The sequence below is a fragment of the Roseobacter fucihabitans genome (assembly GCF_014337925.2).
Lineage (GTDB): Bacteria > Pseudomonadota > Alphaproteobacteria > Rhodobacterales > Rhodobacteraceae > Roseobacter > Roseobacter fucihabitans.
The window spans coordinates 2225573-2251349 of sequence record NZ_CP143423.1 but is presented as its reverse complement, the minus strand read 5'-3'; the positions used below and the strand labels follow the sequence as shown (position 1 = coordinate 2251349).

General features: G+C 59.0%; 27 protein-coding genes and 1 tRNA gene. 8 read left to right on the top strand and 20 right to left on the bottom strand.

Annotated features, from left to right (window positions below; all coding sequences use genetic code 11):
* Positions 1-74: 74 nt before the first annotated feature.
* The 4 genes from ROLI_RS11000 to ROLI_RS10985 all read right to left on the bottom strand — a co-directional run bounded on the left by ROLI_RS11000 (position 75) and on the right by ROLI_RS10985 (position 2819).
* Entirely contained in the window at positions 75-872 is a 798-nt protein-coding gene (locus ROLI_RS11000) for a site-specific integrase (protein WP_222869594.1), read from the bottom strand.
* A 145-nt stretch (positions 873-1017) separates the two neighbouring features.
* On the bottom strand, positions 1018-1836 hold the full coding sequence (locus ROLI_RS10995) for an arginyltransferase (protein ID WP_187431016.1): 819 nt from the start codon (positions 1834-1836) through the stop codon (positions 1018-1020).
* Positions 1837-1904: 68 nt separating this feature from the next.
* Entirely contained in the window at positions 1905-2345 is a 441-nt protein-coding gene (locus tag ROLI_RS10990; protein WP_187431015.1) for an RDD family protein, read from the bottom strand.
* 57 nt (positions 2346-2402) lie between these two features.
* Positions 2403-2819 (bottom strand): DUF2852 domain-containing protein, encoded by a 417-nt coding sequence (locus ROLI_RS10985; protein ID WP_187431014.1) that lies wholly within the window; start codon positions 2817-2819, stop codon positions 2403-2405.
* Between the two features lie 274 nt (positions 2820-3093).
* Between ROLI_RS10985 and ROLI_RS10980 the strand changes: the two genes are divergently transcribed.
* The 4 genes from ROLI_RS10980 (at position 3094) to ROLI_RS10965 (ending at position 8130) form a co-directional block, all read left to right on the top strand.
* Entirely contained in the window at positions 3094-5883 is a 2790-nt protein-coding gene (locus ROLI_RS10980; protein WP_187431013.1) for a glutamine-synthetase adenylyltransferase, read from the top strand.
* The gene (locus tag ROLI_RS10975; RefSeq protein WP_187431012.1) at positions 5880-6149 is read left to right on the top strand and encodes a hypothetical protein; all 270 of its coding nucleotides are present in this window, start codon (positions 5880-5882) and stop codon (positions 6147-6149) included. The genes ROLI_RS10980 and ROLI_RS10975 overlap by 4 nt, the downstream gene beginning before the upstream one ends.
* 207 nt (positions 6150-6356) lie before the next feature.
* The gene (locus tag ROLI_RS10970) at positions 6357-7580 is read left to right on the top strand and encodes an RSP_2647 family RNA methyltransferase (RefSeq protein ID WP_187431011.1); all 1224 of its coding nucleotides are present in this window, start codon (positions 6357-6359) and stop codon (positions 7578-7580) included.
* A gap of 4 nt (positions 7581-7584) precedes the next feature.
* Positions 7585-8130 (top strand): RSP_2648 family PIN domain-containing protein, encoded by a 546-nt coding sequence (locus ROLI_RS10965; protein ID WP_187431010.1) that lies wholly within the window; start codon positions 7585-7587, stop codon positions 8128-8130.
* Here ROLI_RS10965 and ROLI_RS10960 read toward each other — a convergent pair.
* The 6 genes from ROLI_RS10960 to ROLI_RS10935 all read right to left on the bottom strand — a co-directional run bounded on the left by ROLI_RS10960 (position 8127) and on the right by ROLI_RS10935 (position 13067).
* Entirely contained in the window at positions 8127-8825 is a 699-nt protein-coding gene (locus ROLI_RS10960) for a M48 family metalloprotease (protein WP_187431009.1), read from the bottom strand. The genes ROLI_RS10965 and ROLI_RS10960 overlap by 4 nt on opposite strands.
* Positions 8826-8909: 84 nt before the next feature.
* Positions 8910-10097 (bottom strand): VWA domain-containing protein, encoded by a 1188-nt coding sequence (locus ROLI_RS10955; RefSeq protein ID WP_187431008.1) that lies wholly within the window; start codon positions 10095-10097, stop codon positions 8910-8912.
* Positions 10098-10104: 7 nt separating this feature from the next.
* Complete coding sequence (locus ROLI_RS10950) at positions 10105-10272, bottom strand: apolipoprotein acyltransferase (protein WP_187431007.1); 168 nt, start codon at positions 10270-10272, stop codon at positions 10105-10107.
* 45 nt (positions 10273-10317) lie between these two features.
* Positions 10318-11682, bottom strand: coding sequence for a DUF2927 domain-containing protein (locus ROLI_RS10945; protein ID WP_187431006.1), 1365 nt, complete (start codon positions 11680-11682; stop codon positions 10318-10320).
* A complete protein-coding gene (locus tag ROLI_RS10940; RefSeq protein WP_187431005.1) occupies positions 11679-12134 on the bottom strand; it encodes a GNAT family N-acetyltransferase in 456 nt (151 codons plus the stop codon). The genes ROLI_RS10945 and ROLI_RS10940 overlap by 4 nt, the downstream gene beginning before the upstream one ends.
* Before the next feature lie 93 nt (positions 12135-12227).
* Entirely contained in the window at positions 12228-13067 is an 840-nt protein-coding gene (locus ROLI_RS10935; protein WP_187431004.1) for a MoxR family ATPase, read from the bottom strand.
* Between the two features lie 170 nt (positions 13068-13237).
* Here ROLI_RS10935 and dksA point away from each other — a divergent pair, with 170 nt between their 5' ends.
* Together dksA and ROLI_RS10925 are read left to right on the top strand one after the other, a co-directional pair.
* Complete coding sequence (dksA, locus tag ROLI_RS10930) at positions 13238-13660, top strand: RNA polymerase-binding protein DksA (RefSeq protein ID WP_187431003.1); 423 nt, start codon at positions 13238-13240, stop codon at positions 13658-13660.
* A gap of 77 nt (positions 13661-13737) precedes the next feature.
* Positions 13738-14883, top strand: coding sequence for an FAD-dependent monooxygenase (locus ROLI_RS10925; RefSeq protein ID WP_187431002.1), 1146 nt, complete (start codon positions 13738-13740; stop codon positions 14881-14883).
* A 91-nt stretch (positions 14884-14974) separates the two neighbouring features.
* Here the strand turns inward: ROLI_RS10925 and ROLI_RS10920 are convergent, their stop codons facing one another.
* Both ROLI_RS10920 and rocF read right to left on the bottom strand, forming a co-directional pair.
* The gene (locus ROLI_RS10920) at positions 14975-16027 is read right to left on the bottom strand and encodes an ornithine cyclodeaminase (protein ID WP_187431001.1); all 1053 of its coding nucleotides are present in this window, start codon (positions 16025-16027) and stop codon (positions 14975-14977) included.
* A 122-nt stretch (positions 16028-16149) separates the two neighbouring features.
* On the bottom strand, positions 16150-17070 hold the full coding sequence (gene rocF, locus ROLI_RS10915; protein ID WP_187431000.1) for an arginase: 921 nt from the start codon (positions 17068-17070) through the stop codon (positions 16150-16152).
* Positions 17071-17180: 110 nt separating this feature from the next.
* Between rocF and ROLI_RS10910 the strand changes: the two genes are divergently transcribed.
* Positions 17181-17606, top strand: coding sequence for an Lrp/AsnC family transcriptional regulator (locus ROLI_RS10910; protein ID WP_187430999.1), 426 nt, complete (start codon positions 17181-17183; stop codon positions 17604-17606).
* Here the strand turns inward: ROLI_RS10910 and ROLI_RS10905 are convergent.
* The 3 genes from ROLI_RS10905 to ROLI_RS10895 form a co-directional block, all read right to left on the bottom strand.
* Positions 17603-18058: a disulfide bond formation protein B gene (locus ROLI_RS10905; RefSeq protein WP_187430998.1), complete on the bottom strand. Its 456-nt coding sequence runs from the start codon at positions 18056-18058 to the stop codon at positions 17603-17605. The two genes, ROLI_RS10910 and ROLI_RS10905, sit on opposite strands and share 4 nt — an antisense overlap.
* Positions 18055-18669 carry an exopolysaccharide biosynthesis protein gene (locus ROLI_RS10900; protein WP_187430997.1) on the bottom strand — a complete coding sequence of 205 codons (615 nt, stop codon included), beginning with the start codon at positions 18667-18669 and terminating at the stop codon, positions 18055-18057. Before ROLI_RS10900 ends, ROLI_RS10905 begins: the two co-directional genes overlap by 4 nt.
* A 685-nt stretch (positions 18670-19354) precedes the next feature.
* The gene (locus ROLI_RS10895) at positions 19355-19693 is read right to left on the bottom strand and encodes a hypothetical protein (protein WP_262386570.1); all 339 of its coding nucleotides are present in this window, start codon (positions 19691-19693) and stop codon (positions 19355-19357) included.
* A gap of 203 nt (positions 19694-19896) precedes the next feature.
* Between ROLI_RS10895 and ROLI_RS10890 the strand changes: the two genes are divergently transcribed.
* Positions 19897-19980 (top strand) — tRNA-Leu (locus ROLI_RS10890).
* Between the two features lies 1 nt (position 19981).
* Here the strand turns inward: ROLI_RS10890 and ROLI_RS10885 are convergent.
* The 5 genes from ROLI_RS10885 to ROLI_RS10865 all read right to left on the bottom strand — a co-directional run bounded on the left by ROLI_RS10885 (position 19982) and on the right by ROLI_RS10865 (position 25377).
* Entirely contained in the window at positions 19982-20212 is a 231-nt protein-coding gene (locus tag ROLI_RS10885; RefSeq protein ID WP_187430995.1) for a helix-turn-helix domain-containing protein, read from the bottom strand.
* Positions 20212-21006, bottom strand: a complete 795-nt coding sequence (locus ROLI_RS10880; RefSeq protein ID WP_187430994.1) for a relaxase/mobilization nuclease domain-containing protein — start codon at positions 21004-21006, stop codon at positions 20212-20214. The genes ROLI_RS10885 and ROLI_RS10880 overlap by 1 nt, the downstream gene beginning before the upstream one ends.
* Positions 21003-21443: a plasmid mobilization protein gene (locus ROLI_RS10875; RefSeq protein ID WP_187430993.1), complete on the bottom strand. Its 441-nt coding sequence runs from the start codon at positions 21441-21443 to the stop codon at positions 21003-21005. Before ROLI_RS10875 ends, ROLI_RS10880 begins: the two co-directional genes overlap by 4 nt.
* A gap of 853 nt (positions 21444-22296) precedes the next feature.
* On the bottom strand, positions 22297-22917 hold the full coding sequence (locus tag ROLI_RS10870) for an NTP transferase domain-containing protein (protein ID WP_187430992.1): 621 nt from the start codon (positions 22915-22917) through the stop codon (positions 22297-22299).
* A gap of 42 nt (positions 22918-22959) precedes the next feature.
* Positions 22960-25377: an FAD-dependent oxidoreductase gene (locus tag ROLI_RS10865; RefSeq protein WP_187430991.1), complete on the bottom strand. Its 2418-nt coding sequence runs from the start codon at positions 25375-25377 to the stop codon at positions 22960-22962.
* Between the last annotated feature and the right edge of the window lie 400 nt (positions 25378-25777).

Genomic DNA, 25777 nt, shown 5'->3' with positions numbered 1-25777 from the left:
TTAAGGTTTTTCGATGCTGGCCTGAGCGAAGGGTTTCGTTTCTGTGCGACGGCGGCCCGCGTTGGGAAACATGACTAGGAGGAACGCGCCGTCGTGCTCAGCTTGGCGTGGTCGAGCAACACTTGGATCACCCGGACGTCGATGTTTGCCTCCAACAGGTCCGTGGCAAAGCTGTGCCGCAGCGTGTGTAAAGTTGCGGGCTTGGAAATACCTACCAAATGCTTGGCTGAGTTGAATGCCCGACTTAACTGTCGTGCAGAGATTGGGTTGATCTTGGGTTTACCCGGAAACAACCACCCCGCAGGCTGCGCCTCGCGCCAGTAGTCGCGTAGCAGGTCCAATAGGTCAGGCGACAGCATCACCTTGCGGTCCTTGCCGCCTTTGCCCTCGTCAACGTGGATCAGCATCCGGTCGCTATCAATGTCGCTGACTTTGAGGCTACAGACTTCAGACGCCCGTAAACCCGCTCCATAGCTGATACTGAGTGCCGCGCGATATTTGAGACCTGGCCCAGGGGCCGCCACAATGACCTCGGACACCTCTTCGATACTCAGAACCGTCGGCAGCCTGCGCGGCTGCGTCCGGAACTGCATATAGCGCTTCATCTCCCCACGGTCACAGGTGGTACCAAATAGAAACCGCGGCGCCATGATTCGAGCATTAAACGTCGGCGGGGTCACTTCCGTATCGGTCATATGAAGCTGATAGGCGCGCAAATCATCCGGCGTGGCGGTGTCAGGGGACCGCTTCAAGAACTCGGCAAAATGTTTAATCGCCCTGATATATGCTTTTTGAGCTTTGTCGCACATCCCATGGATACGTATATCCTCGATCATCCGCTCACGTAGCGGGCTCATCTTCTCATCTGTCATGGAAACTCTCCTGTCCGTTGATTGAGAAGGCTCAATCGTCAGTCAGGTTCGTCAGATCTCAAAATGCGCAGCGTTCAGAGCAACACAAGACATCAGCCACAAGTGCCAGTGCTTCGTTCTTGTATGCAATCCTGCCGAATCTACTTCACCGCGTCGGGCGCGTATCCGGCAGGTGAATATTCGCGACCTGTTCGGCAATCGGATCCGTGGAGAGCGGATGGGTGTCGGCGCTGAACGCTTCGGGATCGCGCATCGCCTGCCATTGCCCGCCGATGTAGACCTCAAGTCCTGAGAACTTCGCCTTATAGCCCATCTTCTGGCTGCCGGGCACCCAATAGCCTAGGTACAAATAGGGCAGGCCCGCTTCCTGCGCGATCCTGATGTGATCAAGGATCATATATGTCCCGAGCGAGCGTTTGAGATGATCGGGCGCATAGAAGGAATAAACCATACTCAACCCATCCGAGAGCACATCGGTCAGGCTGACCCCGATCAGCTCTTTGCTCGCCTCATCGGTATATTCAACCACGCGGCTGCGGATCGGGGTTTCTTCGATCATGGCGGCGAACTCGAAGACGTCCATATCCGCCATGCCGCCCTCGGCGTGGCGGCTGTCCAGATAGGTGCGGAACAATTCGTATTGCGCTTCCGAGGCCCAGGGCGAACTGGCGCGACGGTTCAGATCGGCGTTACGGTGCATCGTGCGGCGCTGGCTGCGAGAGGCGGTAAAGGCGTTCACGTCGATGCGCGCGCTCAGACAGGCCGAACATTCCGCGCAGGACGGGCGGTAGAGCACATTTTGCGAGCGGCGAAACCCCTGCTGGGACAGGCTGTCGTTGAGCTTATCCGCGTTTTCTCCCTGCAACGCCGTGAACAGCTTCCGCTCCATGCGCCCTTCGAGATAGGGGCAGGGCTGCGGAGCCGTCACATAGAATTGCGGGGCGATGGGAAGCGTGTGGCGCATTGGATTCCATGACTGTTTCAGCGCAGGATAACAAGACATGTGCCAGCCGCCAAGGCGTAGTTTGCCCCTTATGAGCGCGTGTTTGCGCGGCGATTGACCATGACGCTGCCCAAAGCGTGGTCGCTCAGCCCCTGACCCCGCTCGGATGTTGCCATGAGAACCATGGAAATCAGCTGCAACGGGAAGATGGCCCAGCTGAGCGTATAGCCGAGCGTATGGGCAAAAGCGCTGCCGGCATCAAAGCGCGCGCCGTTCGACTGGCGCAGTTCAATGGCAAAGAGGCGCATGCCCCAGGTCGCAGAGCCATTGGCAATCGTGATCATCCGGTAAATGAATCCCACGACCAGAAACAGCAGCGGAAAGAAAAACAGCCCCGTAAAGGCGGTAAAAGGCAGGATGACCAGGCAGGCGATAAACGTCAAAAGCGCATCGACTCCCCAGGCCAGGAGGCGCTTGAGGGGGACGTCCTTGTAAAAATCTGGCTGTGCATGGGGGTCTGGGGTGGTCATGATTTCGGTCTTCTTTGGTAAGGGTGACGTGCCGGAGCGAGCCCCGGCACCGGTCTTTTAGGCTTGTACTGCGCTATTGTCAGCCTTGTCGGCGCGATCGTTCATGAATTGGTCGAACTCCGCCTTGTCCTTGGCATCCCGCAGGCGCTCCAGGAAAGCCTCGAACTGGTGCTGTTCTTCCTCCAGGCGGCGCAGCGTGTCGGTCTTATAGGCGTCAAAGGCGCTGTTGCCGCTGGGGCGCATGGCGTTCATGCCCTGGCGCATCGAGGTGCTTTTGCGGTTGCAGGATGAAAACATGCGTTTGCTCCAGATCATGTAGAAGAGAAGGGCGAGGCCGACTGGCCAGAAGAAGACAAAGCCGAGGACCATGGCGGCAATCCATGCGCCTCTTCCCTTGGCGTCCAGCCAGTTTTCGGCGCGTGTAAACCATCCGGGCCGGTGCGCCAGAGGGCTGGTATCTGTGATCGTGGTCATGAAAATGCCTTTCGGTTTAGGTTTGCGGGGTCCGGTGTGTCCGGGATGTGAATGTCTTTCACATTAAATAGATTGGCATATGTCGCCCCGGTTGCAAGAGGGTATGTGAATGTTTTTTACATTGAGGCATATACCTTATATATATCAGTAAGATAGGGTGAGTTATTTTATGCCCGGTGTTCGAAAATAAACCGCTGTGACCGATAGCTAGGGCACGCTTATCCCTTTTCGTCCCCCATTGACGTTCCCCCACGCAAGCGCAAAAACGGATGCCATGACACTTGTTGATGCCTTTAGCCGTTGTCCGCGCGCCTTCAACCCTGATCGGGGGGCGGAGGCGGTGCTGGCTGTGCCCGATATCGCGCCGCAGGCCCGCGAGGTGATCCGGGGGGCGGCAGGCTCCAGCCCCTATCTGGCAGGGTTGATCGCAAAGGAGGCCGCCTGGTTGCGGCAGGCATTGACCGCGCCGGATGACGCGCTTGCCACCGAGATAAAAGCTGCGCGCAACGCCCCGCCCGAGGGGATCGGCGATGCGCTGCGCCGGGGCAAGCGGCGCGTTGCCTTATTGAGCGCGCTGGCGGATCTGGGCGGGGCCTGGCCGCTGGAAAAGGTCACGCGCGCTCTGAGTGATTTCGCGGATGCGGCCTGCCAGTCGGCCTTGCGCGCAGGGATTGCCATCCAGATCAAACGCGGCAAGCTGCCCGGCATGACCGAGGACGATCTGGAGGACGCCGCGGGCATGTGCGTGCTGGCCATGGGCAAGATGGGGGCAGGGGAGCTGAATTACTCCTCTGATATTGATCTCATTTGCCTGTTTGACGAAACCCGCTTTGATGGAGATGATTTTCACGATGCGCGCGCCAGTTTCGTGCGCGCCACACGCGCAATGACGGCCACGTTGAGCGAGATGACCGCGCAGGGCTATGTGTTTCGCACCGACCTGCGCCTGCGTCCTGATCCCGCCGTCACCCCGGTTTGCATGGCGATGGAATCGGCAGAGCGCTATTACGAAAGCCTCGGGCGGACCTGGGAGCGGGCGGCCTATATCAAAGCGCGTGTGGCGGCGGGGGATGCCAAAGCGGGCAACCGTTTCCTCAAGGAGCTGACGCCTTTCGTGTGGCGCCGGCATCTGGATTTTGCCGCCATTCAGGACGCCCATGACATGCGGCTGGCCATTCGCGAGCATAAGGGGCTGGGGGGGCCGATCACGCTGCCGGGGCATAACATGAAGCTGGGGCGCGGTGGCATTCGCGAGATCGAATTTTTCACCCAGACGCGGCAATTGATCGCCGGGGGGCGCGATCCCGAATTGCGAACGCGCGGTACGGTCGAGAGCCTGCATGCGCTGGCCGCCAAGGGTTGGGTCGAAGGCCCCATGGCGCAATCGCTGGCGGATCATTACGTCGCGCACCGCACGGTGGAGCACCGTTTGCAAATGGTGCAGGACGCGCAGACCCATAGCCTGCCGGGCAGTGACGAAGGGTTTGAACGCCTGGCTTGCCTGATGGATTGTGACGTGGCCACCTTGCAAGGCGAGCTTGCAGAACGATTGGGGGCGGTGCATGAGATGACCGAAGGCTTCTTTGCCCCTGCGACCCCTGATCCGGGCGCGTCGGCGCTTTTGGACGGTGACATGTTGACCCGCTGGCTCAGCTACCCGGCGCTGCGCAGTGAACGCAGCCGTGAAATCTTTCGCCGCCTGCGCCCGGATCTGATGTCCCGATTGGCGCGGTCATCGCGCCCTGAGGATGCGCTCCTGACCTTTGATCGCTTCCTGGCGGGTTTGCCTGCCGGGGTGCAGTTGTTCTCGCTGCTGGAAGCGAACCCGCAGCTGATGGATCTGCTGATTGATATTACCGGGACGTCGGGCGAGTTGGCGCAATATCTGTCGCGCAATGCCGGTGTGTTTGACGCGGTGATCGGGGGGGATTTCTTTACCGACTGGCCGGAGCAATCGGGTCTGGAAGAGCTGTTGCGCCAGAGTTTGCGCGCCGAAGCCGATTATGAAGCACGGCTGGATGCCACACGCCGCTGGAGTAAGGAGTGGCATTTCCGGGTCGGGGTCCATATGCTGCGCGGTCTCATCACCCCCGACGGTGCGGCGCGGCAATATTCAGACATCGCGCGCGCTGTTCTGGCGGTGATTTGGCCGGCGGTCATTGACCAGTTCTCGATCCGTCATGGGCCGCCACCGGGACGCGGGGCGGTGGTATTGGGCATGGGCTCGCTGGGGGCGGGTCGGCTCAATGCGGCGTCTGATCTCGATCTGATCGTGATCTATGATCCGCTGGAATGCGACATGTCCAGCGGTCCCAAACCGCTCTCCACACGGCCCTATTACGCGCGGCTGACGCAGGCGCTGATCACCGCCTTGACCGCCCCGATGGCGCAGGGACGGCTGTTCGAGGTCGACATGCGCCTGCGCCCTTCAGGCAACCAAGGGCCTGTGGCAACCAGCTGGGCGGCTTTTCAAAGCTATCAGAGTGAGGAGGCCTGGGTTTGGGAGCATCTTGCCTTGACCCGCGCCAAGACCATTGCGGGGCCCAAGCCATTGGCGGATGATATCGACGCGTATCTGCGCAAGCTGTTGCAGAAAAAACGTGTCAAATCCGATGTCATCGCGGAGGTGGCGCAGATGCGGGCGCGAATACAGGCGGCAAAAGCGCCGAACAGCCTGTGGGATGCGAAAATCGGTCCGGGCAGGCTACAGGAAATCGAACTTCTCGCGCAGGCGGGCGCCTTGATGCAGGGCGACACAAGTGGGCAGACCGAAACCGGGCTGGACGCCGCTGTCGCAGCAGGTCTTTTGAAGGACGCAGACGGGCGCGACCTAAAGGCCTTCTATGCGTTTTACGCAAGGCTGCATCAGGTGGCACGCCTGTTGTCGGATAAACCGCTGGACGCTCAGGCGCTGGGGCCTGCGGGGCAATCCTTTTTGTTGCGCGTTTTGGAGGAGGAGACGATGGAATGTCTGCAAGACCGCCTGCGCGTCAGCTACGATGCCGCCGTGCGCTTGATCGACGCAGCACTTACCGGTCCCGACGCACGGAATTCTGCGCCATGAAAGGGGATGACAACGACCCCAAAGGGCTGATCTTTGAGGCTTTCCGCATAGAGGGCATCACAAAGGCCGAATGTCGCACCATCTTCCTCGACTGGGCGCTGAGCCTCCCTGTGGAAAAGGACACCCATGTTGTTTTGAAAGCCCTGTTGGGGCAATATGGGGCGTTGCAGACCAACCACCCCATGACCGAGGTGATGAATGAAGGCCTGGTGTCCATGGCCACACCGCGCCGCCGTGGTGGATGGCGATCCCGACCGCGCAATTGAGGCGCGGGGGCAGGCGTATATTTACGGATCCCGTCTTATCCCCCCGCAATCCCGGTGCTCGTGCATTGCTGAGAGGTATTGAAATGTCTTGGCCGTTAAGGGGTGCGCGCATGCAAGGGTTTTGTATGCGGCGGCGTTTCGGTCAAATAACACTGCGTGCTTTTGTGATCTTTCGCCCGGCACCGTAACGCAGTAGAGGAGGGCGCTATGACATCTCTTATCGCCAGTCCCGCTCTCGCGCCCGATGACCTCCCCGTTGTCCGGATGAAACCCAAAACCAATGCAAGGGCCATTCGCCACGGATTCCCTTGGGTCTATGCCAATGAGCTGGTCACGGACCGGCGCACCAAAGCCCTGGCCCCCGGCACATTGGCGCAATTGCAGGATGATGCGCGCGCCCCGATGGGTATTGTCGCGGTCAACCCGACCTCCAAGATCATCGCGCGGATGCTGGATCAAGACCCCACTGCGCATATCAACCAGGCTTGGTTTGAAACCCGCCTCACCAAGGCCCTCGCCGCGCGGTCGCGGTTTTTCGACGCGCCGTTTTACCGTTTGATCCACGCTGAGGCGGATGGTTTGCCGGGCGTGGTCATTGATCGTTTCGATGAGATTTGCGTTGTGCAGCCCAATGCAGCCTGGGCCGAGATGTTGTTGGCCCAGCTCACGGCCGCGTTGCAATCGGTGACCGGGGTCACCACCGTGCTGAAAAACGCCGCCGGGCGCACGCGCGGGCTCGAAGGTCTGGATGACATCAACGCCGTTCTGGCAGGCCGCGCGCCGGACGGCCCGGTACAGGTCCCGATGAACGGGGCCATTTACATGGCCGACCTTCTGGGCGGGCAGAAGACCGGGATATTTTACGATCAACGGCCCAATCACGCCTTTGCCGCCGCGATGTCACGCGGTGCGCGGGTGTTGGATGTCTTTAGCCATGTCGGTGGGTTTTCACTCGCCGCGCTGGCGGGCGGGGCTTCAACGGCCTTGGCCGTGGATGGATCGCAACCCGCGCTGGATCTCGCAGAGGCGGGGGCTGGCGCGATGGGGGTGCAGGACCGGTTTGGCGTCCTCAAGGGGGATGCTTTTGATGCGCTGACGGAATTGCGCGCGCAGGGTCGGGAATTCGACGTGATCATCTGTGACCCGCCTGCCTTTGCGCCGGCGCGCCCGGCCTTGGAGGCGGGGTTGCGCGCCTATGAACGTCTTGCACGATTGGCCGCACCCCTGGTTGCGGAAAACGGTATTCTGGGCCTGTGTTCCTGCTCGCATGCGGCTGATCTGTCGGCCTTCCGCGTGGCCAGTGTGCGCGGGATCGGGCGGGCCGGACGGCGCGCCTCCCTGATCCACACGGGTTTTGCTGGACCCGATCATCCGCAACTGCCCCAGCTGGCAGAAAGCGGATATCTCAAATCCATCTTCTTCCAGCTTTGAGCCCATGAAGATCGTTATCGACACCTGCGTGCTCTATCCGACGGTGATGCGCGAAATGGTGCTTGGCGTGGCAAAGCAGGGCGCGTTCGAGCCGGTCTGGTCGGAACGCATCCTGGAGGAATGGGCGCGCGCGGCAATCAAGCTCGGGCCCACAGGTGAGGCTCAGGCGCGCGGTGAAATCGCGTTGTTGCGGGCGGGGTGGCCCAAGGCCGAAGCCGCCGCGGTGCCACATGTGCAGGCGTTGCTCTGGTTGCCCGACGCGGATGACATCCATGTGCTGGCGGTGGCCGTTGCCACATCAAGTGACGCGATCATGACGTTGAATGCAAAAGATTTTCCGCGCGATGTTTTGACCGAAGAAGGGCTGGAACGTGTGGACCCAGACGGCTATTTGCATCGCATCTGGCAGGATGATCCGGGGCCGGTGGCGGAAGTGGCGCAAGCGGTTCTATCCGAGGCCCGCCGCCTGTCCGGCAAAGACTGGGAGATGCGCGCGCTGTTGAAAAAAGCCCGTTTGCCGCGTCTGGCAAAGGCCCTGAGCCACCTCTAGACAATCGGGTTTTGTGCCCCCCATTTCGCTTCAAGCGCGCGTAGGGCGGCGATGCGCTCTTCGGTTTTGGGATGGCTCAACATCCACGCTGGCGGTTTGCCGCCGTTTTGCTGTGTCAGGGATTCCAGTTTCTCAAACAGGCTGATCTGGGGCGCGATGCCGATCCCGGCCTTGGTCAGCAGGGCGGCAGCATAGGCGTCTGCCTCATATTCATCCGAACGCGACAGGCGCGCGGCCAACAGAGTGGTCAGCATCCCCGCAATCCACACGCCGACACCCGGAATGAAGCGCCCCAAAACCATCGCCAGGGCGGTGCGCAACGCGTTTTGACCCGAAAAATCAATCATCCGGCGACGCGAATGGCCGAGGGCGACATGACCCATTTCATGCGCAATCACGCTGGCCATTTCCGTATCCGTTACCTCACCGGCGCGAAACCGGTTATAAAATCCGCGCGTGATGAAAATGCGCCCATCCGGGGCGGCCAAGCCATTCACCGGGTCGATTTCATAGATGTTAACCCGGATGCGCGGCAATTCAAGGGCGGCGGCCATCCGGTCGGTCAGGGCCTTGAGCTTGGGATCGGCCAGTTCCGTGGAACGCGCGTCCAATTCCTTCGCCGTGCGCCAAGCGGAGAAGCGGTACATGGCCAGCGCATATAGAATGGCCAAAAGGATTGGGGTGACCTTGATCATGGATTAGATATGGGGTGACGCTTAGGAAAGGGCAAGTTTCAGGTGCCTCCGGCGGGAGTATTTCTTGCCAAAAGAAGCGGCTGCTCAGCGTGCCAGCGTTCTGATGCCCTGCGACAGGCCTTCGAGCGTCATTGGCACCATCGCCTCGGTGCCGACGATTTCCTGGATCATCGCAATGGATTGCGTGTAGGGCCAGTATTTTTCCGGCACCGGGTTGATCCAGAGCGTGGAGGGCCAGTGATCGCGCACCCGCGTGAGCCATGTCGCTCCGCTTTCGGCGTTCCAATGCTCAGAAGCCCCCCCACGGTAGGCGACCTCATAGGGTGACATCGAGGCGTCCCCCACAAAGATACATTTGTAATCAGACCCATAGGTGCGCAACACCTCATGCGTCGGGATCTGCGCGTCCCAGCGGCGGCGATTGTCGCGCCAAACGCCCTCATAGAGGCAATTGTGGAAATAGTAATATTCCATGTGCTTGAATTCGGCGCGCGCGGCGGAGAAGAGTTCCTCGACCACCTTAACATGCGCATCCATGGACCCACCGACGTCCAGAAACAGCAAGACCTTGACCGCATTGCGCCTTTCGGGACGGGTTTTGACGTCGAGATACCCGTGTTCGGCCGTGGCGCGGATGGTGCCGTTCAAATCCAATTCCTCGCGCGCCCCGTCCCGCGCCCAACGGCGCAGGCGTTTGAGCGCGACTTTGATGTTGCGGGTGCCCAGTTCAACGGTGTCATCGAGGTTTTTGAACTCGCGCTTGTCCCAGACCTTGATGGCGCGTTGGTGGCGCGATCCGTCCTGCCCGATGCGCACGCCTTCGGGATTATACCCGTAGGCACCAAAAGGCGAGGTGCCCGCCGTGCCGATCCATTTATTGCCGCCCTGATGCCGCCCCTTTTGCTCTTCAAGGCGTTTCTTGAGCGTTTCCATCAGCTTGTCAAAGCCTCCTAAAGCTTCAATCTCGGCTTTCTCTTCGGGGCTGAGGTGTTTTTCGGCCAGTTTTTCCAGCCACTCGGTCGGGATGTCGACAGCTTCCATCACGTTCTGAGCGGAGATGTTTTCGAGGCCCGAAAAGGCGGCGGCAAAAGCGCGGTCAAACTTGTCGATGTTGCGCTCGTCTTTGACCAATGTGACCCGCGCCAGATAGTAAAACGCATCCACATCATAGGTCGCAAGGCCCGCCTGCACGGCCTCCAGAAACGAGAGAAATTCCCGCAGCGACACGGGCAATCCAGATTTTCGCAAGGCATCGAAAAAGGGCAGAAACATCGGTCCACTATACCATGGCGCGCAGACCGAGAATAGACAAAACCATATAGGCAACGGTGAAGATCAGCGCATAAACGGCCGCATATTGGGCGATGTCCTTGCGGTTGCCTTTGCGCCGCGCTGCGGTCACGCCGCCGATGAGTGCACCCAGCAGGGTTACTGCGATCCCGATCATCTGTTTCCTCGTTTCAATGCGTTTGGACCTCAGGCGCGCCAAAGGTCAGGACGGTGTGTTTCCAGGGTTGAGCGCGGATATTTCGCGTTGTTTGGCGCGCACGGCCCAATCTGGCCCGAACCCGTAGCGCGCCCATCCCAGACTGTCCAGCCTGACCGTACCGGCCTCTTGCACACGGCCTTCAAGGCTCAAGGCTTCGGCCTTGAGCAGTTGCAGCGTCGCCAGCAGCGAGGCGTTTTGCGCATCCACTGCGATCTGGATATTGGGCGCGATGAGCCGCAGGGAAGCCGCGCCGTTTCCAGCCGCAATCTCATAGGCGGCCAATTGCGTGGCGACATAAGCCCGGTGCAATCTGGTGTCCGACGAGAGGGCATAAAACTGATCCGCAAGTGTGTATTGCGCTTTGGCCGCCCCTGGATCGCTGGCCTGCAAGACGCGCGCCCTTGCGTAATGGGCAAAGCCGCGCCGGTTGTCGCGCCACCCTTGTTGTTGGGCAATGGTAAGGGCCTCGCCGCTTGCGTTACGGCGTGTTGCGCGGCTGGCACCGGGGCCAAGGGCGGCTTGAATGGCGGTATTCCAGGCTTGCGGTGTTGCGCCGGGGGCAGGTGTCGGGCCGGTCTGGCCGCGCGGGTTGAGGCGCGCAAAAATCGCGGGCAGGCGCGCTGCGACCTGCTGGCGCGACATGCCTGATTTCAACTCCGGCGCATAGGTGGCGCGCAGGATCAGCATGTCGAAATGGGTCAGGATCGTATGCACATTGTCGTCATTAAACACGGAATTGGGCAGGCGATAGAGGTCGTTGAGCGGCCCGAGCGCCTGGGCCAATTCCTCATGCAGGCAATCGCGGATTTCTTGTGGGCTGACGTCACTTGGTATAAAAATCGCCAGCTTTTCGCGTGATTTGAGCAAGGTCCAATCGGTTTGAGGGCTGCGGCGCGCCGACCGATAGGCGCGCAAGGAGCTGACATTGGGCACCACAAAACAGGCAGCCTGCGGCAAAATCCGGCGAATCTCGGCGCGCGGGACCGATTGGATTGTGATGTTGGCCTCGGGCGCGGAGGTCGTTTCTATGACGATCCCCGCTTCCGTCCTAAGCCGTCCCAGAAGTGCCGCCAGATCAGTACTCAGGGAGGGCGGCGGTGCGCCCGTCACGCGCAGCGTAATCGGGGTTTCGAAACGGGTAAAGACGGGCAGTGCGCGCCCGCTCTCCATTTGAAACGAAAGATCGAGGAAATCGCGCACCAGATCGGCGTTGGCGATAACGGCGCGCGATACATCCGCGCGCCCGAAGGTTTTCATGGGGGGCAGGCTGGTTTGCGCGATCATCGCGCGCGATGGCAGGCCGCTCTGGGTGAGGGGCACACAGGCGTTCAGCATCATGATCAGCGGCAGAACCAGCCGGTTTTTCATGCGCGGCTGTATTTGATGAATGGTGTTTTTTTGCCGATGCGGTCATAGAGTTTGCGCGCGGCCTGGTTGAAATCCTGCGTCAACCAATAGACGCCCGGCGCGCCCGTGGCATCCGCAGCCTTATAGACGGCTTCAATCAACGCGCGCCCAATGCCCGTGCCGCGCACGGACGGGTCGGCATAAAGGTCTTGCAAATAACAGACGTTTTCCACCGACCAGCCGTGGCGATGAAACAGGTAATGCGTCAGACCAACGAGCGTCCCGTCCATTTCCGCGACCACACAATGGTAATCCTGCGGGTCATCCCCGATCAGCCGGTCGAAATAGAGGTCAAAAATCTCGGTGGGCCGTTCGGTTTCATAGTAAGCCAAATAGCCCTGCCACAACCTGGCCCATTGTGCTTTATCGGACCTGCGCAGGGCGCGCACGACAACGCTCGCTTGTTCTGTCATTTTCTATTGCCTGCTCTTTGCTCTCGTTTACGGTCTTTGCGCCGCTCTTGCGAGTTTACAGCAGCCAGAAAATAAAACAAGATTCCATGATTTTTAGCGGCCACCGCGCGCCAAAAACGCCAGACGCTCAAAAAGATGCACATCCTGTTCGTTCTTGAGCAGCGCCCCGTGCAGTTTCGGAAGCGCGTTGGTGCCGGATTTTTTCAAATCCTCCGCGCTGAGATCTTCGGCCAGCAGCAGTTTCAACCAATCCAGCACTTCGGAGGTGGAGGGCTTTTTCTTCAGGCCCGCCTGCTCGCGAATGTCATAGAATTGCGTGAGCGCGGTGGTCAGAAGCGCCTCCTTGATGCCGGGAAAATGTACCTCGACGATCTGGCGCAGCGTCTCGAGTTCGGGAAAGCGGATGTAGTGAAAGAAACAGCGGCGCAGGAAGGCGTCGGGCAGTTCCTTTTCATTGTTGGAGGTGATGATCACCACAGGGCGGTGGCGCGCCTTGATGGTCTCGCCGGTCTCATAGACAAAAAACTCCATCTTATCGAGCTCCTGCAACAGATCATTGGGGAATTCGATATCCGCCTTGTCGATCTCGTCAATCAGCAGCACGACCTTTTGATCGGCCTCAAAGGCCTTCCAGAGCTTGCCCTTGCGGATGTAGTTCTTCACATCATGCACGCGCTCCTCGCCCAGCTGACTGTCGCGCAGTCTGCTGACCGCGTCGTATTCATAAAGCCCCTGTTGTGCGCGGGTGGTGGATTTGATGTTCCACTCAATCATAGGCAGATCAAGCGACAGGCTGACCTGGCGCGCCAGTTCAGTCTTGCCGGTCCCGGGCTCACCCTTCACCAACAAGGGACGCTCCAGCGTGACGGCGGCATTCACGGCGATACTGAGATCATCCGTGGCGATATAATCAGCGGTTCCCTGGAATTTCATTCTTGTGTCAACCCTTTGCGCGGTGAAATCTTGTTTCGCTTTTAGCCAGAATTCTTCAGCTTTGTGTAGTGACAATTGTAAGGACGTGGGGTAGAGCCTGCACCATTGGGGGCGCTTGGCCTGAGGACAAGATGCATATGACTGACGTGAGCCACGTTGAGGGGAAGCAAATGAAGCAGGAAGCATTTCTGCCGGAGGATTATCGCCCGGCCGAGGACGAACCGTTCATGAATGAACGCCAGGCTGAATATTTCAGGCGCAAGCTTTTGGATTGGCGCGCCGAACTTCTGGCCGGTAGCAAAGACACGATCGAGGGGCTTCAGGATGGCACGCGCAACATTCCTGATGTTGCAGATCGTGCATCCGAGGAAACCGACCGCTCGCTCGAATTGCGCACACGCGATCGTCAGCGCAAACTGGTGAGCAAGATCGACGGTGCGTTGCGCCGGATTGATGAGGGCGAATTTGGATATTGCTCGGTGACGGGTGAGCCGATCTCCTTGAAACGTCTGGATGCACGGCCCATCGCGACGATGAGCCTTGAAGCACAGGAGCGTCATGAACGACGCGAAAAAGTGCACCGCGACGATTAATCCCTCGCGGCACAATTAAAACGAGTTAAAAAGCGTCGAAGCAGCAGCTTCGGCGCTTTTGCTTTTGCGGAGGATACATGATCAAGGATGTGATTGTTGTCGGTGCGGGGATCGGGGGGCTGGCTTGCGCCACGGCGTTGGCGCGCAAGGGCGTGGCGGTGACCCTGCTCGAACAGGCCAGCGAAATTACCGAAGTGGGCGCAGGCTTGCAGGTTAGCCCCAACGGTCTGGCCGTGTTGCGCGCTCTGGGGCTTGAAGAGGCTTTGATGCAAAGCGGTGCGGTAAGGGCGCGGGCGGTGGTGCTGGCGGATTACCGGGAGGGGCGCGATGTCGTGCAGTTGGACCTGACACGGCTTAAAAACCAGCAATATCTGTTCATGCACAGGCATGATTTGATCACAACGCTAGCACAGGCCGCCCAACAGGCTGGCGTTTCTATCACGCTGGGCCAGAAGGTCGTTGCGGTCTCTTCGGGAGATGTTCCCAGCGTCACTCTTGAGGGGGGTGCCACCCTCAGCGCGGGCGCGGTCGTTTGCGCGGATGGCGTGCATTCGATTGGCAGGCAAGTGATTTCGCCGGGTCCAGCGCCCGGTTTTACCGGGCAAGTGGCCTGGCGCGCTATGATACCGGCGACAGATGCCGCCCCTGAGGTGCGCGTGAGCATGGGGCCGGGCCGTCATATCGTCAGCTATCCCATTAGAGCGGGCCGGCTGATGAACATCGTAGCAGTTCAGGAACGTGAGGCTTGGGCGGTTGAGGGGTGGCAGCACGCAGATGATCCCGACAACCTGCGTGCAGCATTTGCCGAATTCGGTGGTCCGATGCGGGAGCTTCTGTCGCAGGTGCAGGAGGTGAAGCTCTGGGGGTTGTTCCGCCATCCGGTTGTTGAAACATGGCAGTCGGGCAATGTTGCGCTCCTGGGCGATGCGGCCCATCCGACTTTGCCGTTTCTGGCGCAGGGGGCCAATCTTGCACTGGAGGATGCTTGGGTGCTGGCCGAGTGCCTGACCAGCGGCGCGCCCTCAGGTCGTTATCAGGCGCTGCGCCGCGCGCGCGCGGTCAGGGTGATCGCGGCTGCTAACAAGAATGCCTGGAAATACCATTTGCCGGAAGGGCCCTTGCGCGCCCTCGCGCATATGGGTCTTTCGCTGGGTGGACGGGTGGCACCGGGTATGATGATGCGCCAGTTTGATTGGATCTATGGGCATGATGTCACGGCCTGACGCGCCGTGATCCAGCGGCGCGCGGGTTCCCCGCGCACGTCATGTTTTGGTTTTGGGCAAGCCCAAAACGGCGCGCCCGGCGATGTTGCGATCAGATCGCGCGTTGCAACATGCCGAAAAGGTCGCGTGGATCATCCGGATCGGCCAGCAGATCAAGCGGGTGGAAAAGCCTGGTTGTTTCCAGCTGATCGCGGACATAGCGCAGCGCGGAGAAATCCTCAATCGCAAAGCCGACGGAATCAAACAGCGTGATCTGCTTGTCCGATGTGCGCCCCTTGGCCTGACCGGTCAGGACTTGCCATATCTCCGTGACGGGGTGGGCCGGGTCCAGCTGTTGGATTTCGCCCTCGATACGGGTCTGTTCGGGGTATTCCACGAAAATGTCAGCGCGGTGCAGGATCGCCGCGGCGAGTTCCGTTTTGCCGGGGCAATCCCCGCCGATGGCGTTGATATGGACGCCCGCGCCAATCATATTATCGCTCAGAATGGTGGCATATTGCTTGTCCGCGGTACAGGTCGTGATGATCTGTGCGCCCAGGATGGCCTCCTGCGCGCTCGTGCAGGGGGTCACGCTCAAACCCAGGCCCGCCAGGTTCGTCGCGCATTTCTGCGTGGCCTTCGGGTCGGTGTCATAGAGGCGGATTTCACGGACGCCGCAGATTGCCTTCATCGCGAGGCTTTGGAACTCGGACTGCGCCCCGTTGCCGATCATCGCCATTGTGCGCGCATTTTGCGGGGCCAGAGTGCGCGCGACCAAGGCGGACGTGGCCGCCGTGCGCAGTGCCGTCAGCAGGGTCATTTCCGATAGCAGCACCGGATAGCCGTTCCCCACATTTGCCAGCAGACCGAAGGCCGTGACGGTCTGTAATCCTTCGGCGGTATTCTTTGGGTGGCCGTTGACGTATTTGAAACCGTATACCTCACCGTCCGAGGTTGGCATCAATTCGATCACCCCTTCGGCGGAATGGCTTGCCACGCGCGGCGTTTTGTCAAACAGCTGCCAGCGTTTGAAATCGGCCTCAATGTAATCCGCCAGACCACAGAGCATGGGTTCAATGCCAATATGGTGGATCAATTGCATCATGTGATCAACAGATACAAAGGGCACAAGTGCCTTGTCTGAGGGGAGCGGGTTGGTGGTCATATCAAATCCCTTTTGGAGGCTAACAGGTTTGTTGCAATGCTGCCGTCAAACAGCGGCTTGGATCTGTGACGGCTTTGAGGCGTGATGTGGGGTGGCACAGCGATTTCGCCGGGCGGGCATCTTCAAAAGGCGCGCGTGGGGCGGTCGAACACCCGGCGCCCCAGGGCCGATGCGGCGAGATCGACCATGACCTGCGCGGTGCGGCCGCGTTCATCCAGAAAGGGGTTGAGTTCAACCAGATCAAGCGAGGTCATCAGACCGCTATCATGCAGCATTTCCATCACCAGATGGCCTTCGCGGATGGTGGCACCACCGGGTACGGTCGTCCCAACGGCAGGGGCCACAGAGGGGTCCAGAAAATCGACATCCAGCGACACATGCAGCATGCCGTTTGATCGCGCCACGCGCTCCAGAAAACCCGAAAGGGGCTTGGCGATCCCGGTCTCGTCGATCTCGCGCATGTCCACGCGCTGCACGGTAGTGTCCTGCAAGGCGGCACGCTCGGCACTATCCACGGACCGCAATCCGATGATGGCGATGTTATCCTGAGCCAGGGGCATTGGGATTTCCGGGAAACCGTCAAAATCCGGGCGCCCCGTCACATAGCCCAGCGGTGTGCCATGCAGGTTACCGCTATCGGTGGTCTCAGGGGTGTGAAAATCGCTATGGGCATCGAGCCAGAGCACAAACAGCGGCCGGTTCTGCGCCTCCGAATGGCGCATCGCCCCCAGAACCGTGCCAAGCGACAGGGCGTGATCCCCGCCCATGAAAATCGGCAAGCCGTCGCGCAGCCCGGCCTCTGCGGCTTCCGCAAGTGCGGTGGTCCATGCGATGGTTTCTTCAAGCGCGTGCAATTTGGCATGGGGTTTTGGCGTGAACGGCGCAGGGCGCACGTCGCCCCGGTCCTGCACGCCATGTCCAAGGTCGCGCAGAGCCTCGGCCAGTCCGGCGGTGCGGTAGGCATCCGGACCCATCAAACAGCCCCGACGTCGTTTGCCGCTATCGACGGGTGCGCCGATCAGGATACAGGTCTGTTGGGTCATTTGCATCTCCGTCAATACGTGTTGCGCAGAATATAATGACCAATATGTCGTATCAACAAGCATTCAAAATGTGCATAATGCACGTCAATCGACCAAAATGGACGGTAAATATGGATGAAGTGGACAATAGGCTGATCAGCGCGCTGCGGCATGATGCACGGGCGTCACTTTCCGACCTGGCATCGCTGTTGGGGTTGACACGCGCCACGGTGCGCGTGCGCATCGCAAAGCTCCAGGCGCGCGGCGACATCCTTGGGTTTTCGGTCGTGATGAAGCAGGACGGGCTGAGCGATCCGGTGCGCGGGTTGATGATGATCGCGATTGAGGGGCGGGGGACGGATCGGATCATTCGCCAGTTGAGTGGCATGCCGGCCTTGCGCCGCGTCTATTCCACGAATGGGCGATGGGATGTGATCGTGGAGATCGGCACAGCGACGCTGGAGGAATTCGACCGGGTCCTGTCTCAGGTGCGCCGCCTAGAAGGGGTCAGCGCCAGTGAAACGAGCCTGCTGCTGAGTACGCGCAAGGCCTCCTAGCGGCGTTTGAGGGCCAAGAGCCAGAGTGCCGTCAGGCCGAACGACAGGATGGCGTTCCAGCCTGCCATGCTGATTCCCATCATTTGCCAGGCGATTTGGTCGCATTGCACCAGCGGCGCGGTCAGGATCTGATTCAATAGCTCTTCGGGGCTCAGATCGCCAACGGGACCGGCTGTGCAGGTGGTCGGGCCTTGCCACCAGCCTTGTTCCACACCGGCGTGGAAAACCCCAATGGCACCAGATGTAAAAACCGCCCCTGCACCTGCGAGGATCACCAAGGCGTGGTTGATGCGCCACGCGATGAGACCGATAAGCACGGCGAGAACATGCGGGTAGCGCTGCCAGATGCACATGGTGCAGGGGGCATAGCCCAGAATTTGAAACACAAACGCCCCTGCCAATAGGAAAGCAGAGCCAAGTGCGGCCAGGGTGATGAAACGTACGTGTGTCAAAAGCCCATCCACCCTTTAAACAAACTGACCAGCGTCGCCCCGGCAAAGATCAGGGAAGCGATCCATGCGGTGCCGAGCATCATACCAAACAACACGAGGATACCATCGCGCTGCAACAGCCCCATCGAGACGAGCACGACGGCGAATCCAGGCACCGTGTTGGTACCCGGAAGCGGCACAAGGATCGATGCACTAAAGAGCACCAGCGCGAGCCCAACGATCCGGTCCAGCGGTGCGCGGGTCAGCTGCGCTTGTCGCGGGCGGCTAAAGGCTTCGATGCGGCGCAACCACGGACCAGCGCGCTGTGCGAGGTTCTGCAATCCTTGCACCGAGACGCTTCGCGCCGCCAACCGCGCGGGCAACCACGGGGTTTGACGCCCCATAAGGATCTGCGCGGATACAAACATCAGCGGCAAAGCGACGATCTGTGGGATCCCGTAGAGCAGCGGTATGCAGCACGGCAGCGCAAGCACCAGAAGAAAAAGACCAAAGGCTCGTTCGTGAAGCTGGCCGAGTATCCAATCGAGGGAGACGGTCTCGCTTTGTGCGTTTTGCGCCAATTGGTCGAGCCGGTCCGAAATCGCTATTTCGTTGGTGGCATGATCCGTCATGCACGCATCTCCCAGGCTATTGGACAGAGTTGATTAATTGATGTTGTGACAGCGCCTAGCAAATTCGAGAGTGCTGTACCAGCGTGTGCGCAGGCTTTATGCCGATATGAAAAGGCGTCAATTTTTAAGGAGCGTTTCTGTGGGCTGGACGCAATGGGCAAGCTCGGATAATGAACCGCTCAGTGCCCAAGTGGCGGAATGGTCGATGCAGGGGGTTCAAATACTGTGTCTAATTAGCTCCAATTTTGGGGCTCATCTACAAGTGCAGGTCACACCTGAAAGTGACGCTCACCCATCTCTGCGTCAGCTACACGACGCCGCCAAATCACCAGTGACGCGGTCTCAAGTTGATTAGCCGTAAGGACCAGCGCGTAACCTACGTGATGGCGACAGAGACAACCCGTAACTTCATCACCCATCGTTCCGACAGCGCCGCTCTAATGCGACCTATGTATGAGCCGATGATTGTTCCCTAAGCAGAGACTGGTCGTCACCTTTCAACGGTGGCTACCTGACCCGCCGCGTGCGCCCTGTGCGTTTCGTTAAGACCCACCAGAAGAGATCCCTCGACAGCCTCGAAGAGATGGACCTAGACGATGTCTACGAAGCGGTGAAGCCGACAGCCCCTACTGCTTCTTGGCTGCATGCCGAGAATGGGCCGGATGGCTATCTGAAGGTGACGGTCTTATTTCCCACCTCCTGGTCGCCCTTGACAGAAGTTGCTCCGGTAGGGGTCATGCTTGAGGTTGTCAATAAGAGCGCCAAGAGCAACAAACTGAGGGGCCATGAGATACACGAATTTCTCCGGCCCATCTTCACATAACTCCTTCACATCACCGGGAAGGTGTCTGAGCTTGGTCCAGTCCAGCCTGTGATCAATACGGAAGAACCCTTCATTGACTTTCGTGGCCGACGCTACAACCAAGAGCGCCCAGCTATGACCATCAAGAGGCTTGCTGAAGAGGCCGATCTGGCTGACCTGACGCATGTCATGGCGGTCTACCTCAACCGCATCGATGAGCACTTGAAACCCTAGCTAGTTTTTCTGAAATCTCCTAATGCGCCAGTAGCAATAGGAAATTAAATAGTGTTCGAGAGTTTCACACAGTTCATGCACAATCCGTTCGCGGGAATTTTACTGATAATATTATCGCCTATATACTGTTTAAACAAAGCGGCGACTAACTCTTGAAACCCTAAGCAAACCTCATTACACCGCCCCTCAGTGCCCTTCTGGTGGAATGGTAGACACGAGAGATTCAAAATCTCTTGCTTCACGGCGTCCCGGTTCGAGTCCGGGGAAGGGCACCACTTAAGCCATATTTTGTCGGTTAATATCGTCTTTTTGAGTGCTGGCCCCACACTCAGCCCCACAAGGCGTCTCTATTATTTCGATCATTTCTTTTGCCTTTACCCATGACATGCGGCCACGCTTGTGAATCTTCAGCAGCCCATTTCCGGCCCATCTCCGCACGGTGTCCTCGGATACGCCATAGACCTCGGCAACCATGTTCATGCGGGTGTAAAGCGGTGCATTTTGCATTAGCTGTCTCCCTGTGTGGCATTGCGCGCGAACGCCTCAAGCTTGTCCACGCTCGTCTTCGCAACCTTAACTGCATGCTGAATTGCAGCAGCCTTGACCTCATCCAGCGTAAGGGCGGCAACCGGCCCGATTTTCGTTTCCTTGAGCCGTTGGTCGTCAGTCGACACCCGCGCGTATCCCTGATCGGCAAGTGCTGCTGCAAAGGCCTGCTGATTGTCTGCGCCATCCCAGCACGCCCGAAACATTTTCTTGAGCGCGACGGTATCCCGCTTGGCCCGCTTGGCTTGCCCGGCCTCGGAGTGCGTAAAACGATTTGGGTCACGCTGCTGTCTATCGTCAAACCCGCGCGGCATCTCCCAGCTATGTTCCAAATACAATTCCCGCGACACCGCCATCAGTTTGCGCTTGAAATGCGGCAATTGGACCGCCTTCATCTGGTCGCCATCAATGCGCGAATAGACCGCATGCGCATGCCGCCGTCCATTTTTCTCATGAAACACCACGGCTTTGGGTTGCCCCGTCAGCCCCAGCGCCGTCTCGGCTTTAGCAATGGCATCCTCAAAGGCTTCGACGGACACAGGCGCGTCCGGCGGCGGGTTCAGCGACAGGGAAAATAGGTATTTCTTACACTGCGTGGCCTGACTAATCGCTTCGGCTTCCTCAAACGCGCCCGCGAGATCATCGGCGAGAAACCCGTCGAGCAGATGCACCTGCACATGATCATTGTCGCGGATGTTCAACAAATGCCGCGCCAGTTCCGCGCCGTAACCCCGCGCATTGCCCTCAAGGATCATCGTGATTTGCCCAGAGCTTTGACGAGCAATGTGCGAATGGCCAGTAAATGGGCATTGGCCTCGGCGATATTCGCCTTTTCCTGTTCGCCGATGATCAAAGCGCCAACATTGGCATGATAGGCAAGCTGGTTGAGATTGCTCGCCATCCGCGATTGTCCCAGCAAGGCCAGTGCCTCCGCTGCCGCCTTCTTGTCTTCAACAACATCCTTGGGCCGCCGCTTGCGCTTCGCCGCCTCGGCCCCAAACACACAAGCGCGCACATAGGCGCTCAGCGTCATGCCCGCCGCCAGTTCTTCGAGCCTCTGCCGTTCATCGGTCGTAAGCCGTAATGTCAGGGGAGAGCGATCACGGCGTTTGCCCGCCTTTGGCGCAGCAGCGGCAACGTCATTGAAACCCGCCGTTGCCTGTCCAGCCTCTGTGCCGACACCCGCGCTCATGGTTCAAGCCCCGGTAGATCAGTCGCAGGAAACGATGATTTTTGGCCACTCGCTTCAACTGATGCAGCCTTGGCAAAAGCGGCTAACCTGTGAATAACGTCCGGCTCAGCTTTGAGAACCTCACTCCAGTTCTCTAATTCTTCAAGGACACGAACGCACTCAGAAGGTTCTAGGTTGTTCCTCCCCGGTGCACCACCCCAAAGGAAAATCAATGACCATGTTTAACGCCGGAGAAACCTTGCGTGAAAAATGCTGCGTGAAGCTCACGAGTGGGTCCGCAACAAAGTACCAAAGCACACCCAAGCTGAATACGATAAGGCAAAGCAGAATCCCAAATTGCCCACCATGGGCGCATATTGCAAGCCGGATAGGGATGTGAGTGACCGTTGGCGGGGTGGCGTTTCCAGACGTTCCCGAAGTTGGGCTACATATTACCCGGAACGGTGCACGCCGGTCAGTGATTATCATCAACCGGAACCTGGGGGCGGCCTTTGTTGACGCCGAACGAATGTCCGATCGGTTTTCTGAGGTAAAAACAGTTCTGTACATCATCACGATTGAACGGTTTGTGGGTATGGCCGTATTTAGCGGTTCAAAGCCCCTGACCTGACATTTGCCACAAACACCCGTCCGGCCCGAAATCATGCACCACATGCCCGTCCTTCTGCGCTCTTTGCAGCGCGTGAGGCACCCGCTTTAGCACGAAGGTTGATTTCATCGGCGGCGGCGGCGGCCATCCTATTTTTTCAATCGCATGATGGATCAAGGTCTTCACATGGTGCGCGGTTGTGCGCCTTTGCCAGCGGCGATGCCATGGTGTGAGTGCCGCGCCCGCTGTCCCGGCAAAAGGCGCTCACCCCCTGCGCTGCGCACGCCAGGCGGCCCAGTCTTCAGGTGTATCCAGGTCCTTGCGCGCCCGGTGACCTGGCAACCTGATGAGCGCGACGCGATCTTTGGCCTGGCGTACGACGGATTGCCCGCCTTCATCGCCAGTAATGCCCATCAGCGCGCCAAAGAGTTCTGCGGCAAACACGATGGGATGTCCGGGTTCACCATCTTCTGTGGCACCACGCCAAATCAATATATTTTTATTAAAATCAATGGCCTCAATAACATTTTTAATGTCATCTTTGGTCAAATCCGGTAAATCACCCAAAAGCAACATTGCAGCAGGCGCATCCTCGGGCAGCGCTGCGATTGCCGTGCGGATGCTTGCACTCATGCCCTCAACCGCGTCCGGCACGCCGATGCGATTGACGGCGAGCGCGTCAAGGCATTGGTACCGCGGGTGCGGGGGCGGGGGCAGGGCGATCAGCACCTGCCCGAGTGTCACGCTGCATGCCAGATTGGCCTGCCTGCGCAGCAGGGGGACACCGTCGATTTCTTCAAGCAGTTTGTCAGCGCCGCGCATGCGTTTCGACTGGCCGGCGGCAAGGATGATAATCGGCAGATCACGGGGCGCTTGCATGCTCATGGGTGTAGGATATCGCACTCACAGCGAGAAAGATAGCGATACTCATCCCCGCATGCGTGTGCCATCGGGGTCAAATAGCGTGTCGTGTACCAGGCGCGCAGGGCGCATTTTGCCCAGTATTTCAATATGAACCTCTGGTGCGCCCTTGAGCCGTTTGACCGGGAAAAATCCCAGGGCGATCGATTTCCCGGCGTGATGCGAAAACCCGCCTGAGGTGCAAAAGCCAACCACTTCGCCGTGCAGCCAGATCGGTTCGTATCCCTGCACATCCGCATCACCCGCATCGACCTCAAAGGCCACCAGCTGGCGCCTGGGCGGGGAGGTGCGGTCGAGTTCGGCCGCCCCGCGCCCGATGAAAGCGGCGTCCTTTGAGAAATGAATGAAACGGTCCAAACCGGTTTCTGCTGCGGTGTAATCGGGTGAATATTCCGCCATCCAGCTGCCAAAGAACTTGTCCAGCCGCAGTGACATCATCGCGCGCATGCCAAAAGGCGTGATTGCATGTGCCTGACCTGCGGTCCAAAGAGTGTGCCAGAGGCTGCGTTGGTCCATTGGATCGCAATAGATTTCAAAGCCGAGATCGCCTGTGTAGCTGAGCCGTTGCACGATGCAATCCGCGCTCCCGACGGTCAGGCGCCGCACGTCGAGGAATTTCATATCGGTAATATCGCTGCGGGTGCAGGCGACCAGAACGTTGCGCGCCAGCGGTCCCGCGATTTGAAAACCCGTGCGTTGATCGCTTATGTTACATAGGGTTACGCCCGGTTCCTGATGCGCCTGGAACCAGCGGAAATGGAACGCCTGACTGCCATAGGAGGCGGTGAGTTGAAAGTGATCCTGCGCCAGGCAAGAGATGGTGAAGTCACCTATCAGTTTTCCCTTGGGCGACAGCATTGGGCTCAGGGACACGCGTCCGGGGCTTGGTACGCGCCCGGCCATGATCCGGTCCAGCCAGGCGCGTGCTTTTGGCCCTGTGACACGGTACTTACCAAAGTTATGCAATTCGTTGATGCCGACGCCGCCGCGCACGGCCTTGACCTCGCGCGCCGTCGCCTCAAACGCATTCGAGCGGCGGAAGGAAGGCGTCTCGTAAGTCGGCTCATCGCCAACGGCAAAGTAATTCGGCACCTCCAACCCGAATTGCTGGCCCCAGACGGCGCCCATCTGCGTCAAGATGTCATACATTGGCGTGGTGCGATGGGGGCGGGCTGCGGGGAGTTCCTCATTAGGATAGGAGACGGAAAACCGTTTCTGATAGTTTTCGATGACCTTGGGCAGCGTGTACCCCGGCGTAATCCAATCGCCGAACCGCGCCACATCCATCGCCATGGTGTCGCGCTCGGGCTCCCCCTCAATCATCCATTGCGCCAACATCAACCCAACGCCGCCGCCCTGGCTGAACCCGGCCATGACACCGCAGGCTGACCAATAATTGCGCATCCCCGGCACCGGGCCAACCAGCGGATTACCATCCGGCGCAAAGGTAAAGGGGCCGTGGATCACGTTCTTGACGCCCACGCGGGCCAGATCGGGAAACCGATTATAGGCAAAGGTGATGCTTTCTTCGATCTTGTCGAAATCATTGGGCAACAGGTCCTGACCGAAATCCCAAGAGGTGCCATCAACCGCCCAGGGACGGCAGGGTTGCTCGTAAAACCCGATGCAAAGCCCCCGGCCTTCCTGGCGCAGGTAACTCTCGCCCGCAGGGTCCATCACATGCGGGTGTTCCTTGCCGTCCTTTGCCATCTCCACAATCATCGGCACGTCTTCGGTGACGATATATTGGTGCTCCATCGGGAGCAGCGGAAAATAAATCCCCGCCATGGCACCGACCTCACGCGCCCATAATCCACCCGCGTTGACCACATGCTCAGCATGCACGACCCCCTTGTCGGTGAACACATCCCATGTGCCATCCGCGCGCTGTTTGGTGTCGCTCACCCTGCACTGCGTCTCAATCGAAGCGCCCCCCATACGGGCGGCGCGGGCATAGGCATGCGTGGTTCCGGAAGGGTCAAGATGCCCATCCAGCGGGTCATAAAGCGCGCCTATGATGCCCTCGATATTGGTGACGGGTGCGATTTTGCGGATCTCATCAGGGCCGACGATCTCCGTTTCAAGCCCCATGAAACGATGCTTTGCGCGTTCCGCCAGCAGCATGTCAAACCGGTCCTGATTATCGGCCAATGTGAGCCCACCGACGTGATGCAGGCCGCATGACATGCCGGTGATATCTTCGAGTTCTTTGTAAAGGCGAATGGTATAGCCCTGCAAAGCGGCCATATTCGTGTCGCCGTTCAGCGTGTGAAACCCACCCGCCGCATGCCATGTTGAACCGGAGGTGAGTTCAGAGCGTTCAAGCAGCATCACATCCGACCATCCCAGTTTCGTTAGGTGATAAAGAACAGAAGTGCCGATGACACCTCCGCCGATGACGGCAACACGGGTGGTTGTTTGCATGGGATACCTCCGGCTGATCTTGGTCCCAATCTCCGGTGTCCAAAGTCGAAGGGCTGGCCTGGAAGCGACAATTTTTGCCGCTTTATGGAGATTGGACAGGCGGTAGCGACATCACAGATCGACTATGCCCGTCAGGGTTTTTCGCGAGACGGACGCTGATTGATCTTCACCTTTTGCTGGAAAACGAACATTGTCTTATGTGAAAGATATTGCAATGCCATACCCCAGCATAGAAATTTGAAACCCGCGTTGCCGCTACCCCTCAAAACGACCAACGAGTGGTGAAAACGCTTATTTCAAGGCGTTGCCGATGATTGAATAAAGTACCGTCCGGGTTTGAGGTTGGTCATCCGACCGTGCCAAACACGTGCTAACGACGAGACAGATTGGACCTGTCGCG

Excerpts from the sequence above, each read along its gene's own strand:
- ROLI_RS10865 (WP_187430991.1), bottom strand. The coding sequence starts at position 25,377 with ATGCAAACAACCACCCGTGTTGCCGTCATCGGCGGAGGTGTCATCGGC.
- ROLI_RS10900 (WP_187430997.1), bottom strand. The coding sequence starts at position 18,669 with ATGACGGATCATGCCACCAACGAAATAGCGATTTCGGACCGGCTCGAC.
- ROLI_RS11000 (WP_222869594.1), bottom strand. The coding sequence starts at position 872 with ATGACAGATGAGAAGATGAGCCCGCTACGTGAGCGGATGATCGAGGAT.
- ROLI_RS10985 (WP_187431014.1), bottom strand. The coding sequence starts at position 2,819 with ATGACCACGATCACAGATACCAGCCCTCTGGCGCACCGGCCCGGATGG.
- ROLI_RS10995 (WP_187431016.1), bottom strand. The coding sequence starts at position 1,836 with ATGCGCCACACGCTTCCCATCGCCCCGCAATTCTATGTGACGGCTCCG.
- ROLI_RS10990 (WP_187431015.1), bottom strand. The coding sequence starts at position 2,345 with ATGACCACCCCAGACCCCCATGCACAGCCAGATTTTTACAAGGACGTC.
- dksA (WP_187431003.1), top strand. The coding sequence starts at position 13,238 with ATGAAGCAGGAAGCATTTCTGCCGGAGGATTATCGCCCGGCCGAGGAC.
- ROLI_RS10955 (WP_187431008.1), bottom strand. The coding sequence starts at position 10,097 with ATGTTTCTGCCCTTTTTCGATGCCTTGCGAAAATCTGGATTGCCCGTG.
- ROLI_RS10980 (WP_187431013.1), top strand. The coding sequence starts at position 3,094 with ATGACACTTGTTGATGCCTTTAGCCGTTGTCCGCGCGCCTTCAACCCT.
- ROLI_RS10935 (WP_187431004.1), bottom strand. The coding sequence starts at position 13,067 with ATGAAATTCCAGGGAACCGCTGATTATATCGCCACGGATGATCTCAGT.
- ROLI_RS10945 (WP_187431006.1), bottom strand. The coding sequence starts at position 11,682 with ATGAAAAACCGGCTGGTTCTGCCGCTGATCATGATGCTGAACGCCTGT.
- ROLI_RS10920 (WP_187431001.1), bottom strand. The coding sequence starts at position 16,027 with ATGACCACCAACCCGCTCCCCTCAGACAAGGCACTTGTGCCCTTTGTA.
- ROLI_RS10970 (WP_187431011.1), top strand. The coding sequence starts at position 6,357 with ATGACATCTCTTATCGCCAGTCCCGCTCTCGCGCCCGATGACCTCCCC.
- ROLI_RS10875 (WP_187430993.1), bottom strand. The coding sequence starts at position 21,443 with ATGAGCGCGGGTGTCGGCACAGAGGCTGGACAGGCAACGGCGGGTTTC.
- rocF (WP_187431000.1), bottom strand. The coding sequence starts at position 17,070 with ATGACCCAACAGACCTGTATCCTGATCGGCGCACCCGTCGATAGCGGC.
- ROLI_RS10910 (WP_187430999.1), top strand. The coding sequence starts at position 17,181 with ATGGATGAAGTGGACAATAGGCTGATCAGCGCGCTGCGGCATGATGCA.
- ROLI_RS10870 (WP_187430992.1), bottom strand. The coding sequence starts at position 22,917 with ATGAGCATGCAAGCGCCCCGTGATCTGCCGATTATCATCCTTGCCGCC.
- ROLI_RS10925 (WP_187431002.1), top strand. The coding sequence starts at position 13,738 with ATGATCAAGGATGTGATTGTTGTCGGTGCGGGGATCGGGGGGCTGGCT.
- ROLI_RS10960 (WP_187431009.1), bottom strand. The coding sequence starts at position 8,825 with ATGATCAAGGTCACCCCAATCCTTTTGGCCATTCTATATGCGCTGGCC.
- ROLI_RS10885 (WP_187430995.1), bottom strand. The coding sequence starts at position 20,212 with ATGCAAAATGCACCGCTTTACACCCGCATGAACATGGTTGCCGAGGTC.
- ROLI_RS10880 (WP_187430994.1), bottom strand. The coding sequence starts at position 21,006 with ATGATCCTTGAGGGCAATGCGCGGGGTTACGGCGCGGAACTGGCGCGG.
- ROLI_RS10940 (WP_187431005.1), bottom strand. The coding sequence starts at position 12,134 with ATGACAGAACAAGCGAGCGTTGTCGTGCGCGCCCTGCGCAGGTCCGAT.
- ROLI_RS10975 (WP_187431012.1), top strand. The coding sequence starts at position 5,880 with ATGAAAGGGGATGACAACGACCCCAAAGGGCTGATCTTTGAGGCTTTC.
- ROLI_RS10950 (WP_187431007.1), bottom strand. The coding sequence starts at position 10,272 with ATGATCGGGATCGCAGTAACCCTGCTGGGTGCACTCATCGGCGGCGTG.
- ROLI_RS10965 (WP_187431010.1), top strand. The coding sequence starts at position 7,585 with ATGAAGATCGTTATCGACACCTGCGTGCTCTATCCGACGGTGATGCGC.